This is a genomic window from Gluconobacter sp. Dm-74 (assembly GCF_018256135.1).
GTDB classification, from domain to species: domain Bacteria; phylum Pseudomonadota; class Alphaproteobacteria; order Acetobacterales; family Acetobacteraceae; genus Gluconobacter; species Gluconobacter cadivus.
Window position 1 is genome coordinate 146,651 of the sequence record NZ_JAERLX010000006.1, and the last position, 17,133, is coordinate 163,783.

11 protein-coding genes are annotated in these 17,133 nt (G+C 62.7%); 7 read left to right on the top strand and 4 right to left on the bottom strand.

Annotated elements, in window-relative coordinates; genetic code table 11:
• The first annotated feature begins 143 nt into the window (after positions 1-143).
• Positions 144-2,498: a TonB-dependent siderophore receptor gene (locus JK208_RS10410; RefSeq protein ID WP_211576097.1), complete on the top strand. Its 2,355-nt coding sequence runs from the start codon at positions 144-146 to the stop codon at positions 2,496-2,498.
• Here the strand turns inward: JK208_RS10410 and JK208_RS10415 are convergent.
• Positions 2,492-3,319: an AAC(3) family N-acetyltransferase gene (locus JK208_RS10415; protein WP_211576098.1), complete on the bottom strand. Its 828-nt coding sequence runs from the start codon at positions 3,317-3,319 to the stop codon at positions 2,492-2,494. The genes JK208_RS10410 and JK208_RS10415 overlap by 7 nt on opposite strands.
• A gap of 3 nt (positions 3,320-3,322) precedes the next feature.
• Positions 3,323-3,811, bottom strand: coding sequence for a preQ(1) synthase (gene queF, locus JK208_RS10420; RefSeq protein ID WP_211576099.1), 489 nt, complete (start codon positions 3,809-3,811; stop codon positions 3,323-3,325).
• 169 nt (positions 3,812-3,980) lie between these two features.
• On the opposite strand from queF, the gene typA reads away from it, so the two are divergent.
• Positions 3,981-5,801 (top strand): translational GTPase TypA, encoded by a 1,821-nt coding sequence (gene typA / locus JK208_RS10425; RefSeq protein WP_099286351.1) that lies wholly within the window; start codon positions 3,981-3,983, stop codon positions 5,799-5,801.
• Positions 5,802-5,983: 182 nt separating this feature from the next.
• On the top strand, positions 5,984-6,355 hold the full coding sequence (locus JK208_RS10430; RefSeq protein ID WP_249202094.1) for a hypothetical protein: 372 nt from the start codon (positions 5,984-5,986) through the stop codon (positions 6,353-6,355).
• Positions 6,356-6,475: 120 nt separating this feature from the next.
• Here JK208_RS10430 and JK208_RS10435 read toward each other — a convergent pair whose 3' ends face one another.
• Both JK208_RS10435 and JK208_RS10440 read right to left on the bottom strand, forming a co-directional pair.
• The gene (locus JK208_RS10435; protein WP_211576100.1) at positions 6,476-7,726 is read right to left on the bottom strand and encodes a D-amino acid dehydrogenase; all 1,251 of its coding nucleotides are present in this window, start codon (positions 7,724-7,726) and stop codon (positions 6,476-6,478) included.
• A gap of 86 nt (positions 7,727-7,812) precedes the next feature.
• Positions 7,813-8,835, bottom strand: coding sequence for an NAD(P)/FAD-dependent oxidoreductase (locus JK208_RS10440; RefSeq protein WP_211576101.1), 1,023 nt, complete (start codon positions 8,833-8,835; stop codon positions 7,813-7,815).
• Positions 8,836-8,876: 41 nt separating this feature from the next.
• Between JK208_RS10440 and JK208_RS10445 the strand changes: the two genes are divergently transcribed.
• From JK208_RS10445 to addA, 4 genes are read left to right on the top strand one after another with little or no spacing between them, the layout of a single operon-like run.
• The gene (locus tag JK208_RS10445) at positions 8,877-9,956 is read left to right on the top strand and encodes a glycosyltransferase family 4 protein (protein ID WP_211576102.1); all 1,080 of its coding nucleotides are present in this window, start codon (positions 8,877-8,879) and stop codon (positions 9,954-9,956) included.
• A 53-nt stretch (positions 9,957-10,009) separates the two neighbouring features.
• Entirely contained in the window at positions 10,010-10,459 is a 450-nt protein-coding gene (gene tsaE, locus JK208_RS10450; protein ID WP_211576103.1) for a tRNA (adenosine(37)-N6)-threonylcarbamoyltransferase complex ATPase subunit type 1 TsaE, read from the top strand.
• Positions 10,456-13,506, top strand: a complete 3,051-nt coding sequence (gene addB, locus JK208_RS10455; RefSeq protein WP_211576104.1) for a double-strand break repair protein AddB — start codon at positions 10,456-10,458, stop codon at positions 13,504-13,506. The genes tsaE and addB overlap by 4 nt, the downstream gene beginning before the upstream one ends.
• Positions 13,503-17,078 carry a double-strand break repair helicase AddA gene (gene addA, locus JK208_RS10460; RefSeq protein ID WP_211576105.1) on the top strand — a complete coding sequence of 1,192 codons (3,576 nt, stop codon included), beginning with the start codon at positions 13,503-13,505 and terminating at the stop codon, positions 17,076-17,078. The genes addB and addA overlap by 4 nt, the downstream gene beginning before the upstream one ends.
• Positions 17,079-17,133: the final 55 nt, after the last annotated feature.

A 17,133-nucleotide genomic window follows, 5' to 3' on the forward strand; every position in this document is an offset into this window, starting at 1 on the left:
ATGCGGGGTGGAGAGCCTGATGTGTTTTGGGAGGGTTTTTGATCCGGGAGAATATTTTTTTAAAAACTTATTGCGAATGATTCTTATTTCTAATATTTGCCTCTGCAACATAACGAGACATGTCCGTAACCAAGAGGCCTTCAATGACCGGTTCGCTGCGCACGCATATTACTTCACTCTCAGTTGCGGGAACGCTGCTGATGTCGTCACAGGGCTATGCGGCGGACCCCGTTAAAAAAGACGAAAAACCGAACCCCAAGGCCCCCTCTGCGGCAAAATCCCTGAACAAGACCCAGAGTCTTGAAGGCGCGGATGCGGAATATCTGACGGTGCAGGGACATGGTTTTAACACCATGCATGACTCTACCGGCCTGTCGCGGATGCCGCAGGACGTGATGCATACGCCGCAGAACATCAACGTGGTGCCGCAGGCCCTGATGCAGCAGCAGAACGTGAAATCCCTTGACGAGGCACTGCGGAACGTTCCGGGTGTGACGACGTCCATCGGTGAGGGCGCGGGCGGTATGAACGGCGACCAGTTCCTGATTCGCGGTTTTCAGGCGCAGAATGACATCTACGAAGACGGACTGCGGGATTTCGGCGTCTATTCGCGCGATGCCTTCAATTTCGAAACCGTTTCGGTCATCAAGGGGCCGTCTTCCGAAGTGTTTGGGAATGGCACGACGGGCGGCGCCATCAACATGGTCACCAAAACGCCCGGTCTGAAAAACCATTATAATGCCGAGTTTTCCGGCGGGTCTGGCAGCTATTATCGCGGGACGCTGGACGTCAATCAGAAGATCAACGATTCAACGGCCTTCCGCGTCACGGGCATGGGCGACGAACACAATATCGTCGGGCGTGACAATCTCTATTCCCATCGCTGGGGCATCGCGCCGTCGCTGGCTTTTGGTATCGGCAAGAGAACGACGCTGGTTCTGCAATACATGCACCAGCAGGAAAATTCGATTCCGGATTTCGGTGTGCCGGTCGTGACGAAGCCGGGCGCGGCTTATGGTCAGCCCATCACGGAATATGGCATCCGCCGCAGCAACTGGTACGGCACGGACAATGACCAGAACGCAACGAACGCCAACATGGAAACGGCCCGTTTCAGCTTCAAGCTGAACAAACATATCACGTTCTATGATGATCTGCGCGGCGGCGAATATTACCGGACGTTCGCGGCCTCCAAGGCGACCTGCGATACGACCTGCGTGAACAACTATTTCAGCGGCGATCCGTCCAAGGCGCTTGTGGCCCGCTCGGGGCCGGTCGGTGCGGGCGCTGGGACGGGACCTGGGACGTATATGGCACCGCTGCCGTATCAGCAGACGAGCTGGTCCGTTCAGAATGTCGGCTCGATGGTTGCGGATTTCCATACGGGGTTCCTGCGTCATCAGGTCGTCGCAGGTTTTGACATCGAGCGCGTTAATGACGTGCGCTCGCAGTCGACCTATCTGAAGCCGAAGCCCTATGCGAACCTCGTCAATCCGAATCCGCATGTTGGAAATCTGGATCTGGTGCCGGGCGATATGAATCCGGGTGGGCTTGTCTCGCTGGGATCGCTGGGCGCGAAGTCACACAGCAACGGATACGGGTTCGACACCGGGCTGTTCCTGTTCGACCAGATCTGGTTCACGAACTGGCTGTCCCTCAAGGGTGGGTTCCGCTGGGACCGCTGGCAGACGAGCTACAACATGACGGGTGGGAATGTTGCGAAGAACCCTGACCAGCATTTCCATGATGTGAGCGGGGTGTTTAACCCCAATGCCAGCCTCGTTCTGACGCCGGATTCGCATCAGACCTACTATTTCACATGGGCCAATTCCACGACGCCGATGGGCATGTATGTGACCAACGGCTCCGTGCCCATCCGTCCCGGCACCAACTCGTTCGCCAGCCCGGAAAAGGCGCAGCTTTATGAACTCGGGGCCAAGTACAGCATTCTGCACGACCGGTTGGGCGTGACGGCGTCGCTGTTCCGGCTGGACAAGGGCAATGCGCTGAATGCCGATCCGGTGACGGGCGAAATCACGGGATCGTCCGACAAACAGCGAAATCAGGGGCTCGAACTGTCCGTTGGCGGCATTATTCTGCCGGGCTGGAACGTGTCTGCCACCTATGCCCTGTATGACAGCAGCACCACCTATTCCGCCACGAAAGCCAATCGTGGAAAGAACGTGCAGTATGTGCCGCATAATCAGGCAACGCTGTGGTCGGCCTATAACGCTTTCGCAGGCAAGCCTTACAACGTGACGTTTGGCGGCGGCCTGACATGGCGCGAGCATGTGTGGCTGGATGCGGCCAACAAGTTCCGCGCTCCGGCCAATCTGGACTTCAGCGCCATGATTTCACACCGCTTCAACCAGCACTGGAAGGTAGCGATGAACGGCTATAATCTGGCGAACCGCCTGAATTACCAGAGCCTGTTCTCCAACCGCGCCACGCCGTCTGCCGGGCGCATGTTCCTTGGCGAGATCAGCGCGTCTTACTGATCGCTTTGCGGCGGCTGTTCCTGTCTGCTCCAGTGCTGTGCGGCCATGCGAATGGCCGGGGCTAGCGGGAACAGGCGTGAGGCCGCCGAACCGATATGCCCGTGGCGGAGCAGGCTGTTTCCGTCGAGCCTTGCACCAAAAGGCTCGAAACGCTCCGTCTGCGTCTCGGGGAGGCTGATGCTGATCCAACGGCGTTCCCCGACTGCCGTGATGCAGGTTCCGTCCTGAAATCTTGGCCCGTCAGGATCGGCGAGGCGCTCGGCCAGATGCAGCGCCGTACAGGTGTCCCAGCCCGTTCCGATCATCAAAACCTGTGCGTTATGGTCTGACAAAGCCGAAAGCGGGGAGAGGGTGCCGAACGGATCTTCCAGCGGCTGAGTTGCCAGAATATCCGCCGCCAGCGGCCCCAGAGCGGTGAATGAAACCTGCGGGTGGGCGCTGCGCTGCACGCCGGGCCATGTCCGGAAAATTTCGGCAATCTGTCCCATGCCCCGCGTCGGCGTCAGATGCGGATCATAGGGCGGCATGGTCGCGCGGATCGTCTCCCACCAGCTTTCCGGCACAAGAGGGTCGCACCAGCCTGACGGGTCGCTCAGTTCGCAGGATTGCGCTGGCATGACGATCGTCCCGTCCGAGCCGACCGCCTGAAGCAGACTTTCGATAACCGTTCGCGCCCCCCCGCAAACCCAGCCGATCCGGCTCAGGGAACTATGAACCAGAAGCGTCATCCCCTGCAGGACGCCGAGGCGTTGCAGATCCACCACCAGTCGCGCCTGCGTCACAGGGCCGCTGGAGCGGGCGATGGCGGCGGCTTCAGTCACGCTTCAGCCGCGACCGCGATAACCCGGCACGTCCTGTGCGGGAATCCACACGCCCCTCGGCGGCTCGCCCGTTTGCCAGAACACATCGATGGGGATGCCGCCGCGCGGATACCAGTACGCCCCGATCCGCAGCCATTGCGGATCAAGCAGCGCCACCAGACGCTCGGCAATCGCGATGGAGCAGTCTTCATGGAACGCGCCATGATTGCGGAAGCTGGTCAGGAAGAGCTTGAGAGACTTGCTCTCCACGATCCATTCGCCGGGGATGTAGTCGATGACGATATGCGCGAAGTCCGGCTGTCCCGTGACGGGGCAGAGAGAGGTGAACTCCGGGGCTGTGAAGCGCACCACATACTGCCGTCCCTGATGCGGGGAGGGGACGCGTTCGAGAACGGCTTCCTCGGGACTCTGCGGCGTCGTGGTGGCGCGGCCAAGCTGGCTGAGGGCGTCGGTGCCGGGGGCGGAGGGACCAGTGGGCTGGTGGTTGGACATGGTCTGAGTTCCTCAAAGGGACGGTGTTTTGTGAGATGTGGCCCAGCTTTCCCGCAGGCTCAAGGCATCTTCAGGACGAAAAGACGGTGACAGAGTTTGCATATTGGCGGGATTCGGTGCAGAAGACGGCGCAAATCCTCTCTTCGATGCCTCCCGTCTGGAAGACCACATGGAACTCCGTAATATCGCCATCATCGCGCACGTCGATCATGGCAAGACCACGCTGGTTGACGCGCTTCTCAAACAGTCCGGCTCGTTCCGCGACAATCAGCATGTTGCTGATCGTGCGATGGACAGCAACGACCTCGAACGCGAGCGTGGCATCACCATTCTCGCCAAGTGCACGTCCGTTGTGTGGAAAGAAACCCGCATCAACATCATCGATACCCCGGGCCACGCCGATTTCGGCGGTGAGGTCGAGCGTATCCTGAGCATGGTGGATGGCGCGATTATCCTCGTCGATGCCGCTGAAGGCGCGCTGCCGCAGACCAAGTTCGTGCTTGGCAAGGCGCTGGCCCGTGGCATCCGCCCGATCGTCGTCGTCAACAAGATCGACCGTTCCGACGCCCGTCCGGACGAAGTGCACGAAGAGATCTTCGATCTGTTCGCCTCCCTCGGCGCCGACGAGCACCAGCTCGACTTCCCGATGCTCTACGCTTCGGGCCGTCAGGGCTGGGCCGATCTGGAGCTGGACGGACCGAAGAAGGACCTCGCTCCGCTGTTCGACCTCGTGCTGCGCCATGTGCCGCAGCCGAACGTTGACAAGGATGCGCCGTTTGGAATGGTCTCCACCATTCTTGAGAGCGACAACTTCCTGGGCCGCATCCTGACGGGTCGTATCGATCAGGGCCGTGCGAAGGTGAACATGCCGGTGCGCGTGCTGCGTCCGGATGGCACGATCGTTGAAACCGGTCGTCTGACGAAGCTGCTGTCCTTCCGTGGCCTCGATCGCGTGCCTGTGGAAGAAGCCGAAGCCGGTGACATCGTGGCCGTGGCCGGTCTGTCCGAAGCGACGATTCCCGACACGATCGCCGACCCGTCCATCAACGAGCCGCTGCCGTCGCGTCCGGTCGATCCGCCGACCCTGTCCATGACCTTCCGCATCAACGATGGCCCGCTGGGCGGTCGTGAAGGCAAGAAGGTGACGTCGCGCCAGATCCGTGACCGTCTCTTCAAGGAAACCGAAGGCAACGTGGCCATCAAGGTGACGGAAAGCCCGGAAAGCGAAGCCTTCGAAGTCGCCGGCCGTGGCGAACTTCAGCTCGGCGTTCTGATCGAGACGATGCGTCGTGAAGGCTTCGAGCTGACGATCGGCCGTCCGCGCGTTCTGTTCCGTGAAAACGAAGAGACCGGCGAGCGCGAAGAGCCGTTCGAAGAAGTTCTGGTCGACGTGGACGAGCCGTATTCGGGCGTTGTCGTTGAGAAAATGTCGCTCCGTAAGGGCGTCATGCAGGACATGCGTCCGTCCGGTGGCGGAAAGGTTCGTCTGACGTTCCTGATCCCGTCGCGCGGCCTGATCGGCTATCACGGCGAGTTCCTGACCGACACGCGCGGTACGGGCCTCATGAACCGTCTGTTCCACGGCTATCTGCCGTATGTGGGCACGATTGAAGGCCGCCGTAACGGCTCGCTGATTTCGGCTGAAGACGGTACGACGACGCAGTACGCGCTGTTCTCCCTTCAGGATCGCGGCACGATGTTCGTCGATGCTGGCGAGAAGATCTACATGGGCATGATCCTTGGCGAGCATTCCCGTGAGAACGATCTCGACATCAACGCGGTCCGCGAAAAGAAGCTGACCAACATGCGTGCTTCCGGCAAGGACGAAGCCCTGCTTCTGACGCCGCCGCGCCGCATGAGCCTTGAGCAGGCCATCGCCTATATCGAAGACGATGAGCTGGTCGAAGTGACGCCGTCTGCCATCCGGATCCGCAAGCTGCATCTGGACCCGCATGATCGCAAGCGCGCCACGAAGTCCCGCGCAAGCTGAACCGCCTCTTTCAGGACGGGATTTCAAGAAAAAGGCGTGTTCCGTTTTGTTTGGGACACGCCTTTTTCTATGGACGATAAGGGACTTTGTCTGAATTGAGGCGTATTCGCACTCTGCACGCGTAAGAGACTGAAATTTCATAAAGTTAATGCGCGACCGTATGACGCGGGAATGATAACGTTATGGACGAGACCACTTCAGACCGTCTGAATGTGATCCGTCTTTATTTTGTTATGGAGCCTCGTTTCCAGATGCGTCTTTTCAATCTGTCCCTGATCGCCGCCGTTTCTGCTCTGGCTCTGACGGCTGCTCCGGCATTCGCCGATCCTGCTACGACGGCCGCTCCTGCTGCACCTGCCGCTGAAGCTCCTGCTGCACCGGCTCCCGCAGCCGCTGCTCCGGCCGCTCCTGCAGAAGCCGCTCCGGCTGCTGAAGCCGAGACGCCCAAGAAGAAGCATTCCGGCAAGAAGCATCACCACAAGCACAAGCGCCACAAGAAGACGTCCGCTGCGACGGATGCCGCACCGACTGAAGACGCTGCCCCGTCCAACTGAGGCGTCTCCGCCGGTTCTTCTGAAGACCTGCGGAAAGCAAAAAGGGGTCTGCTCATGGCAGACCCCTTTTTTTGTGCCCTGTAGCGTCCGTAAACCGTGCTGGCTTACGGACGGAACGTATCAGTAGCGGTCGAGCGACAGGTCGAGCGACGGAATGGCAGTCTGACGGCCGGAGATCTGGTCCGCGACAATCTGGCCGGAGCCTGCGGTCATGGTCCAGCCCAGCGTGCCGTGGCCGGTGTTGAGCCACAAATTGCTGTAACGCGGGGAAGGCCCGACGATCGGCGTGCCGTCCGGTGTGCAGGGGCGCAGGCCGGTCCAGTATTTCGCGGAGGACAGGTCCCCGCCGCCATACATTTCGCTGAAGGACAGTTCCAGCGTCTCGCGACGATCCGGGCTGAGGCGGAGGTTGAAGCCGTTCAGCTCTGCCGTGCCACCGATGCGGATGCGATCCCCCAGACGCGTGATGGCGACCTTGTACGTCTCGTCATTGACGGTCGAGACCGGCGCGCGGCTTTCGTCCGTGATCGGCATGGTCAGGGAGTAGCCCTTGACCGGATAGATCGGCAGACGCAGTTCCAGCGGCTTGAGGAAGCGCGGAGAATAGCTGCCGAGCGCCAGAACATAGCGGTCCGCCGTCATGCGGCCTGCGCTGGTGCGGATGCTGACGATGGCGTCGCTGGCGGCTTCCAGAGCCTCGATCGTGACGCCGAGATGGAACTTCACACCTTTTTCCTCGGCCATCTTGGCCAGACGGCGCGTGAAGAGATGGGCATCGCCCGTCTGGTCGCCCGGCAGAAGCAGACCGGCCTTGAGCAGGTGTCGGGCATGGGCGAGGCCGGGCTCGCGGGCGAGAATCTCGTCCACGGTCAGCAGCTTGTGCTCAACGCCGCTTTCGGCCAGCAAGCGCATGTCTTCAGCGGCGTATTCTACCTGACTGTCCGTGCGGAAAAGCTGGATCAGGCCTTTCTGGGCACCGTCATAAGTGATGCCGGTCTCGGCGCGCAGAGCGTCCAGACGGTCGCGGGCATATTCCGCAATCCGCAGCATCCGGCCCTTGTTGATGTCATAGGCCTTTTCCGTGCAGTTCATGAGCAGTTCGCCCATGAAGCGGAACATGGCCGTATCGAAGCGCGGGCGCACGACGAGCGGGCTGTGCTTTTCGAACATCCATTTCGCGGCCTTGAGCGGCAGACCCGGCATGGCCCAGGGGGTTGAATAGCCGGGAGAAACCTGTCCTGCGTTCGCAAAAGACGTCTCCAGACCCACACCCGGCTGGCGGTCGATCACTTCGACTTCATGGCCTTCCTGAGCGAGATACCAGGCCGTTGTAACGCCGATCACTCCGGCGCCCATGACGATGACTTTCATATCTGTCCTGCTGTGTTGTCGTCTGTAGAACCGCCCTGAACTGACCGTGATCGGCTCAGCGCCACGAAAAATGCTGCCCCGTTGCGTTAGCCCGGAACGCCCTTGCTGGTCGAATATTCGAAGTGGAGGGCCGTGTCGGGATGAACGATGGCATGAATGGCATGAGTTGCCATGGCGCCTTCGGAGAAGCCCTGAAGGATCAGCTTCAGCTTGCCCGGATAGGTCGCCACGTCCCCGATCGCGAAAATGCCCGGCGTGCTGCTTTCCAGCGTGGCCGGGGTGACGGGGACGGTGTTGCGATGCGTGTCCAGCCCCCAAAGCGCAATCGGCCCCAGATCGGTGGACAGGCCATAGAACGGCAGAAGCGCATCGGCTTCGATATGGCGTGATGCACCTTCAAGGGTGGTGACTTCCACGCTCGAAAGCACGCCGTCCGTGCCGTGCAGGGCATGGAGTTGATAGGGCACGACCTTCTCGATCTTCCCGGCCTCAATCTGCTGTTCGATGCGCGAGAGCGTTTCAGGCGCGCCACGGAAGCGGTCCCGGCGATGCAGCAGATAGATTTTCTCGGCGACATCGGAGAGGGACAGCGCCCAGTCCAGCGCGGAATCGCCGCCGCCAGCGACTACGATGCGCTTGCCCGTGAAATCGGTGCGTTTCTTGACGTAATACTGCACTGCGCCTGTGCGCTCATAGGCTTCGAGCCCGTCGAGCGGCGGCCGGTTCGGTCCGAACGCACCGGCACCGGCGGCGATGATGACGGCCTTGGCTCGGATAATATCGCCGCGTGCGGTTTTCAGCGTGAAGTCTCCGCGGTGCCCTTCCAGCGTCTCGACCCGCGAGCCCAGTAGACGGGGCACATCAAACGGGGCGATCTGCTGTTCGAGGGCCTCGATCAGGGCGCCGCCTTCGATGGCGGGATGGGCCGGAATGTCGTAGATCGGTTTTTCCGGGTAGAGCGCCGCACATTGTCCGCCGACACTGTCGAGGGCGTCAATCAGGACGCAGGACAGTTTGAGCATGCCACATTCAAACGCGGCGAAGAGGGCGGTCGGACCGGCGCCGACAATTGCGACATCGGTGGTCAGGGTGTGAGGTGCAGTCGTCATGATCTGTTTCATAATCGGTTTGAAGGGCTTGGGGTAGGGCATTGAACGTACGATATACGTTTGTAATTCAGGACCTGAATGGCCTCGGCGGGACGGAACGTTCGGCCTGTGCCGTCATGAACGGACTGGTGCGTCAGGGCTGCGACGTAAGGCTGGTGGAACTGGTCGGCGCGGGCGTTCCGGCCTTTCCCCTGTCGTCTGACATTCCCATGACCGCGCTGTTCGACCGACCGGTAAAGATTTTCAATTCGTGGTTCCGGATCGTCTGGCGTTTGTCGCGTTTCCTGAAACGGGAGAAGATCGACACGCTGGTGGTCGTGGAGTCCACCCATGCGCTTTACGGCGTGGCTGCTGCGAAGCTGGCGGGTGTGCGCTGCGTGGTGTGGGAGCATTTCAACTTCAACGTGACGCTCAATCGCCGCAAGCGCGTCTGGGGACGGCAGATTGCCGCGCGCTGGGCCGATGATGTGGTTGTTCTGACGCAGCGGGACACAGCGTTGTGGCGAGAGGGGACGACGGTTCGTGCTCGGCTGACCGCCATTCCGAACATGGCTCCTCCTGTGACGGATCGCCTCTATCCATCCGAGTCCCGGCTGGTTCTGGCGGCGGGACGTCTGACGGAGCAGAAGGGCTATGACCTGCTGCTGCGGGCCTGGCGGATCGTGGAACAGGACCCGGCGAGCATGGGCTGGGATCTCCTGATCCGGGGGGACGGGCCGGATCGTGATGCCCTGCTGCAACAGGCGCAAGGGTTGCATCGCGTGACGATTGCGCCGGCTATCGGGGGGATCGACGCCGATTATGCTCGTGCGGCCCTGTTCGTGGGATCCTCGCGTTATGAGGGGCTGCCGATGGTGTTGCTTGAGGCCCTATCGGCGGGGGTGCCGGTCGTGGCGTTCGACTGCGAGACGGGGCCTGCGGAAATCGTGCGCGACGGCGAGACCGGATTGCTCGTCCCGCCGGAAGAGCCGGAGGCCCTGGCCGTTGCCCTGTTGGAGTTGATGCGCGCGCCCGAACAGCGTCAGGCCATGTCGGTCGCCTCCCGGCTGCGGGCCGCCGCGTTTCAGGAAGAGGCCGTCATGGCGCGGTGGATGGATCTTCTTCGGAACGGTGGTCGCTGAACGGGCTCCGAACGCCCTTGCTGGCACAGGGCAGTCGGGTCCACATTGGTGGCATGCAGATACGCCTTGATGACCAGCTTGCGACCGAAACTCTGGCGGCCCTGATTGCCGACCGTTGTGGCCCCGGAGACTGCCTTGCGCTTTCGGGTGGTCTGGGAGCGGGGAAAAGTACCTTCTCCCGCGCTTTCCTGCGCCATCTGGCGCAGGACCCGCAGATGGAGGTGCCGAGCCCCAGTTTCGCGCTTGTTCAGCCTTACGAGACGCCCAAAGGAACAGTTTATCATTATGACCTGTGGCGTCTGGACGGGCCGGATGCGTTGCATGAACTGGCGTGGGACGAGGCCTGCGAAGGGATCATGCTGGTTGAATGGCCAGAGCGGGCGGAAGACCTTCTGCCAGAAGGCGCACTGCATCTCACATTTTCTCCCGGCGAGACCGAAGACTCCCGCCTTGTTGAACTGACGGGCTGGCCTGCTGACCGTCTGACAGGACTGATCCCATGAGCGGCGTTGTCACCATTGCGGGCACGGAGCCGTTTCTGGATCGTGTGGCGCAGGAATGGCTTGAGCGAGATCCGGCGGCCGGAACGGATGGCCCCGGCCTGATCCTTGTTCCCAGCCGTCGCGCGGGTCGTGCGCTGATGGAAGCCTTCCTGCGGGTTCTGGACACGCAGGCCGCACTTCTGCCGCGCATCGTCGCCATCAATGACGTGGATGAGGACGCGCTGGCCTCTATCGGGATCGACGTCCTGTTGCCTCCGGCCGTGGAGCCGCAGCGGCGTTTGGCCGTGCTGTCGATGCTGATCCTTCAGACGCCGCTCGTGAGTGTCGGTGTGGACAGCACCAAGGGGATCGACCGGGCCTGGCCGCTTGCCAAGGCGCTGGCGGATCTGATGGACGAGGCCGAGCGCAGCGGTGTGGATCTGGCTGAACGCCTGCCGGACGCGGTGGAAGAGCGCTTCTCCGATCACTGGCAGCAGACGTTGAAATTTCTGGAGATCGTTACGGCCGTCTGGCCGAAATGGCTGGAAGAAGAGGGGCTGTGCAACCCGGTGGCGCGCCAGATCGCACGGCTGAAGGCGCAGGCCCGTGCTTGGGCAGAAAAGCCGCCGCTCACGCCCGTCTGGGGCGTAGGATTTGCGGACGGGTCTGCGGCGGTATCGGACGTGCTGGCCGTGGTGGCGCGGCTTCCTGCCGGGCTTGTGATCTTGCCGGGTGTGGATCTGGGAATGGCGGAGGACATCTGGGCTGCCCTGCCGCCGTCACACCCACAGGCGGGTCTGAAGGAAATCCTGACGGATCTGGGGCTGGCCCGCGACGCGCTGACAGAGTGGAGCTGCGAACGGGATCGCGGGCGTGAACTGATGCTGCGCGAAGTGCTGCTGCCGGAGCAGGGCATTGCCCATTGGGGGCAGAACAGTCGCCCGCGCGATATCAACAGGCTTTCCATCCTTCCCGCTCAGGACCAGCAGCAGGAGGCGCAGACCATCGCCCTGATTCTGCGCGATGTCGTCTCCGAAGCTGGAAAGACCTGCGCCCTCGTCACGCCGGATCGTGCTCTGGCGCAACGTGTGGGGACCGAGCTTCTGCGTTTTGGCATCCATGCGGATGACAGCGCGGGCGAGTCCCTGTCCCAGACGCCAGCGGCTGTGTTTCTGCGTCTGATCGCGACCGCTGCCGAAGCACAGCTTTCTCCCGTTGCGCTGCTGTCCGTTCTGAAACACCCGCTCGCCGCTCTGGGGCGCACACCCGGCGACTGTCACGCTTCCGCCCGACGGCTGGAACGGCTCCTGCTGCGCGGGCCTGCTCCTGCGCCCGGGATTGCCGGGCTGAAAGCCGCGCTGCGGGAATACACCGACAAAAAACATGCCCCCGATCACGGGGCCAGCGCGGACGCTCCGAACGAGCCGGAAGGTCCCGCCGCCTTCATCGCGCGGATCGAGCGGGCCTTTGATCCGCTTCTGTCCATTGGGGGTGCCATTCCTCTGCCGGAACTGCTCGAACGTCTGATCCACACGGCGGAGGCTCTGGCGACCACGGCGGAAGAGCTGGACGTCTCGGAAGAGGAGCCGCGTCATCCGGGCGCGCGTCTGTGGCTGGGCGAGGATGGGGAGGCGCTGTCTCGGCATCTGGCGGCGCTGATCGTCAACACCGGCATTCTCCCGCCGCAGCGGCTGACGCATCTGGATTCGTTCCTCAATACCTCCATGGCCGGACAGATGCTGACCGGTCTGCGCGCGCATCGCGGGGGCGTGGAACTGGCGCATCCGCGCGTTTCGATCCTCGGTGTTCTGGAAGCGCGGCTTCTGGCGTTCGATGTCGTGGTGCTGGGCGGGTTGAATGAAGGCGTCTGGCCGCCTGCGACCGATCCGGGGCCGTGGCTGAGTCGCCCAATGCGCGTGCGGGTCGGGCTGCCCTCGCCGGAGCGGCAGACGGGTGTGAGCGCGCATGATTTCGTCTCGACCATTCTGGCGTCGAAGGAGGCCGTGTTCGCGAGTTCGGCTCGGCGTGAGGGGGCGCCAGGCGTTCCGGCACGGTGGATGGTGCGGATGGAGGCGTTTCTTGGTGGACGGTCGCAGAGCCTGCCGGTGCATCCCGCACTGGACTGGCAGCGCTGTCTGGATCAGCCGCTCGCGGGTGCTGAAGCCGTTGCGCCACCCGAACCACGGCCGCCCGTCGCCCTGCGTCCGCGCGGTCTGAGCATCACCGAGATCGAAACGTGGATGCAGGATCCATATGCGATCTACGCCAAGCATGTCCTGAAGCTCCGGGCGCTCAAGCCGCTGGAGGAAGGCGCGGAACACGCCGATTTCGGCATGATCGTGCATGAGGCGATGGAACGCGTTCTGCGCGACTTCCCCGAGCGCTGGCCTGCCAATGCGAGCATTATTCTGCGCCGCGTCTTTGCCGAGGAACTGGTGAAGGCCAATATGCGTCCGGCCCTTGTGAACTGGTGGGGGCCGCGTCTGGCCCGGATTGCGGACTGGGTGGCGGAAAAGGAAGCTGCTTACCGGTCGGACATGGAAGAAAGCGGCCCTGCGCAGGGGCGGTTTGTGGAAGTGACGGCGTCTTTCCGTCTTGAAGCCGCTTTCGCGCCGTTTGAGCTGCGCGGCCGGGCGGACCGGATTGATATCGGGGCTGATGGTCTGGCGACGGTCTTCGATTACAAGACAGGCCAGCCGCCCAGTGGGAAAAACGTTGCGGAGGGCTGGTCTGTTCAGCTTGTGCTCGAAGGTGCGCTTCTGGCGAAAGGGGCGTTCAGGGACATTCCGGCCGTCGAGACGAAGAAACTGCTCTACTGGCATCTGACCGGCGGCGACGAGCCGGGCAAGGAAAGCGAAGTGCCGGGCTCACGCTCTCATACGGATGCGCCGACCCTGATTGCCGGGGCGATGGAAAAGCTCCGGACCCTCGTGGACGAATACGACAATCCCGATCAGCCTTACCGCTCCCAGCCCTGGGCCGGACATGTGCCGCGCTATACCGATTACGCGCAGCTTGCCCGCGTGGATGAGTGGCGCGCGGCCTATGCGGAAGGAGAGGGCGAATGAACGACATGCCTCCCGTTTCCCGCCCTGTCACCCGTGACGAAGTCATCGCCGCTGCCGACCGCACGCAGCGTCAGGCGTCTGATCCGCGTGCTTCTGTGTTCGTCTCGGCTTCGGCGGGGTCGGGCAAGACCAAGCTGCTGATCGACCGTCTGCTGCGGCTCATGCTGCCGCTTTATGTGCAGACCGACGATGGGGGTACCGTTCTGGCCGATGGTGCGCATCCTTCGCGCATCCTGTGTCTGACCTACACCAAGGCCGCTGCCGCCGAGATGGCCAATCGCCTTCAACAGAAGCTGGGACGCTGGGTCTCGCTGCCGGATGAGACGCTGGGGGCGGAGCTTGAAAGCCTCGACGTTCCCAATACGGACGAGACCCGGGCGCGGGCGCGGGCACTATTCCTGTGTGTTCTGGATCTTCCAGGGGGCCTGCGGATCGAGACGATCCATGCGTTCTGTCAGTCGCTATTGCGGCGGTTTCCGCTGGAGGCCTCGGTCGATCCGCATTTCACGCTGATGGAAGAGACCGACACGACGCTGGCCCTGCGCGAGGCGATGGAAGACGGTCTGGCCCGCGCGCCGGAGCTTGCGGCCGATGTGGCCGGAACGGTGGGGCTGGACGATTTCTTCAGGCGTATCCGCACGCTGAACATGGAGGAAAGTCGCGCCCGGCCGCTGCTGGAGCATTGGGCGACCCTGCCGGACAGTGTGGTCAGCGCCTATCGCAAGGCCCTGAAAGCCGGGCAGGAAGGCATTGAGGATCTTGAAAACCTTGCCTGTCGTCCGCCGAAAGAGGAGGATCTTCGCGCCGGGCTGCGCGACGCGCTTGGGAGCGCGACGGTGTCCGGTCGTGTCTTCGTTGAACAGATGCTGGACTGGCTCGGGACGGAACCGGGTGACCGTGTGCCAACAGGGTGGACGCAATGTCTGCTGACGAAGGATGGTGGTCCGCGCAAGGTGAACGGCATCGTCGGCAAGGCGGCGCAGGCCGCTGTTCCGTGGATTGCGCCGCTTCTGGAAGAGGAGGCGCAGCGTCTCCTCGATCTTCAGACCCGCCTCAAAAGCTTGCGTCTGGTGCTGCTGAACCGTGCCCTGCTCGGTCTGGCCGCGCCCATGCTGTCGGCGTTTCAGGAGGGTAAGTCCGCCCGTGGTCTGGTGGATTACAACGATCTCATTCAGGAAACCCGCAACCTTCTGCGCGATCCGGGTGCGGCCTGGGTGCTCTACAAGCTCGATGGCGGCATAGACCATCTGCTGCTGGACGAGGTGCAGGACAATTCCGGCCTGCAATGGGAAATCGCCGGTGCGCTGACCTCCGAGTTCTTTGCGGGGGAAGGTGCGTGGGACATGGGGCCGCGTCCGCGCACGATTTTTGCGGTCGGCGATTATAAGCAGTCGATTTACGGGTTTCAGGGCGCACAGCCGGAGCAGTTTCACCGCTGGCGGACCGAGTTCGCGGACAGGGTTCGCAATGCCGGGTTGTTGTGGCGTGATCCGGAACTGAACGTCTCCTTCCGCTCGGTCCCGCCTGTTCTGTCGTTCGTGGACGCGGTGTTTTCCCAACCGCTGGCGGCGCATGGCCTGTTGCAGGAAGGCGAAAAGACGCTTCGTCCGCATGTCTCGGCGCGTCCGGGGCAGGGGGGACGGGTGGAACTCTGGCCGCTCGTCCCTGTCGTTCAGGGCGAAGACGATGACGAGGGTCTGACGCCTTGGCGCGCGCCTTCCGCCAATACCGGACAGCGCAGCGCGCCGCAGCGTCTTGCCGAAGCGCTCGCGGAATGGATCGACCGGCAGATCGGCCGTCCGCCCCAGCCGGGGCAGGCGCCGCTGACCGCGGGCGACGTGCTGATCCTCGTGCCGCGGCGTTCCCCGTTCCTGCGCTCGCTGATCCGGGCGCTGAAATCACGCAATGTGCCGGTCGCGACGCTGGTCCGGGTCGGGCTGACGCAGCAGGTCGCGGTCCGCGATCTCATGACGCTCTGTGCGGCGCTGCTTCTGCCGCAGGATGATCTGACGCTGGCTTCCGTTCTCACATCCCCGCTCGGTGGCCTGACGGACGACTCGCTGATGGCGCTCGCGACCCGCAATGGCACGACCCATGCCCTCGGCCCGAAAGGCCAGCCACTCTGGACCGTTCTGCGGGACCGTCATCGGGAACGTGAGGACTGGCGGGAGGCGTGGGAGATGCTGTCGACGCTTTATGCGCGCGTCGATTATGCCTCGCCCTATCGTCTGCTGGCGGAAACACTGGGCCAGCATGGCGGCCGCACGCGGCTGCTGCGTCGTCTGGGGCCGGAAGCAGCTGAACCGGTGGACGAACTGCTGACGGCGGCCCTGCGCTATGAAGGGCTGCATCCGCCGTCGCTTCAGGGCTTTCTGCACTGGCTCGAAGCCAGCGAGATCACCAGCAAGCGCGAGGCCGAAAGCGATCTGGGAGCCGTCCGGGTCATGACCGTGCATGGCTCCAAGGGGCTTCAGGCGCGTCTGGTCGTCATGCCGGATACGCTGTCCAAGCCGCCGCCCGGCAGCGATTTCCTTTGGGAAGAGGCAGGAGCGTTCGAACTTCCGCTCTGGGTTCCGAAAAAGGACATGGGCACGGACATCACGGCTGCTCTGTCCGAACGGGATGCCGAGAAAGCGCGGGCTGAAAGCAACCGCCTGCTTTACGTCGCTCTCACCCGTGCCAGTGACTGGCTGGTGATCTGCGGGGCTGCGGGCAAGCGGGAGCCTGTCGAGACAAGCTGGTACCGGCAGTGCGAGGCCGGGTTCCGTCAACTGGCCAATGCCCGTTCCGAATCTCTGGATCTTGGCTGGGAAGGGGAGCGGCTTGTGCTGGAAGAGGAGCGCACACTCGCGCCCGTTGCTTTCCGGGCCGAAGATGCCGAACCGCCCTGTGCGATGCTGCCAGACTGGATGGGGCGCGCTCCGGACTGGAAGCCCTTCATTGCCCAGCGTGAAGATGCCATGACGCGTCCGCTCGCGCCCAGCCGTCCGGATGGGGCCGAGTTCGGCGAACTCCCCGCGGCCCGTTCCCCGCTGGAGCTTCTGGCCGGTCGCTCCACGCCGGTCCGCGAACAGGCCATGCGACGCGGCACCATGATTCACCGTCTGCTTCAGCTTCTGCCGGAAACCCCGGTGGCAGAGCGCGAGGCCGTGGCCGTGCGCTGGTTGTCCCGTCGGGCACTGGGTCTGACGGAACCGGACATCCAACGTCTGGCCGGACAGGTTCTGGGCGTTCTTTCGCACCCGGATCTCGCAGCGCTCTTCGCGCCTGGAAGCCGTGCCGAGCAGCCGATTTCGGGCGTCAGTGATGGGCGTGTCGTGCTCGGGCAGGTTGATCGTCTGCGGATCGGGGACAAGCAGATCTGGATCTGCGATTACAAAACGAACCGTAATCCGCAGCTTCGCGCCGATCGCACGCCCGTCGTCTATCTGCGTCAGATGGCGGCTTATCGTGCCGTGCTGGCGCAACTTCATCCGGGCTACGACATTCACTGTTCGCTGGTCTGGACGGAAGGGCCAGCCGTTGTCACACTCCCGGTCACTCTACTGGATCAGGTGCGGTCTGGAGTTTGATGCAGATCAAAAGCCCCCTTGCGGTGAGGGGCACGGCAGCCGATATCATTTTTCA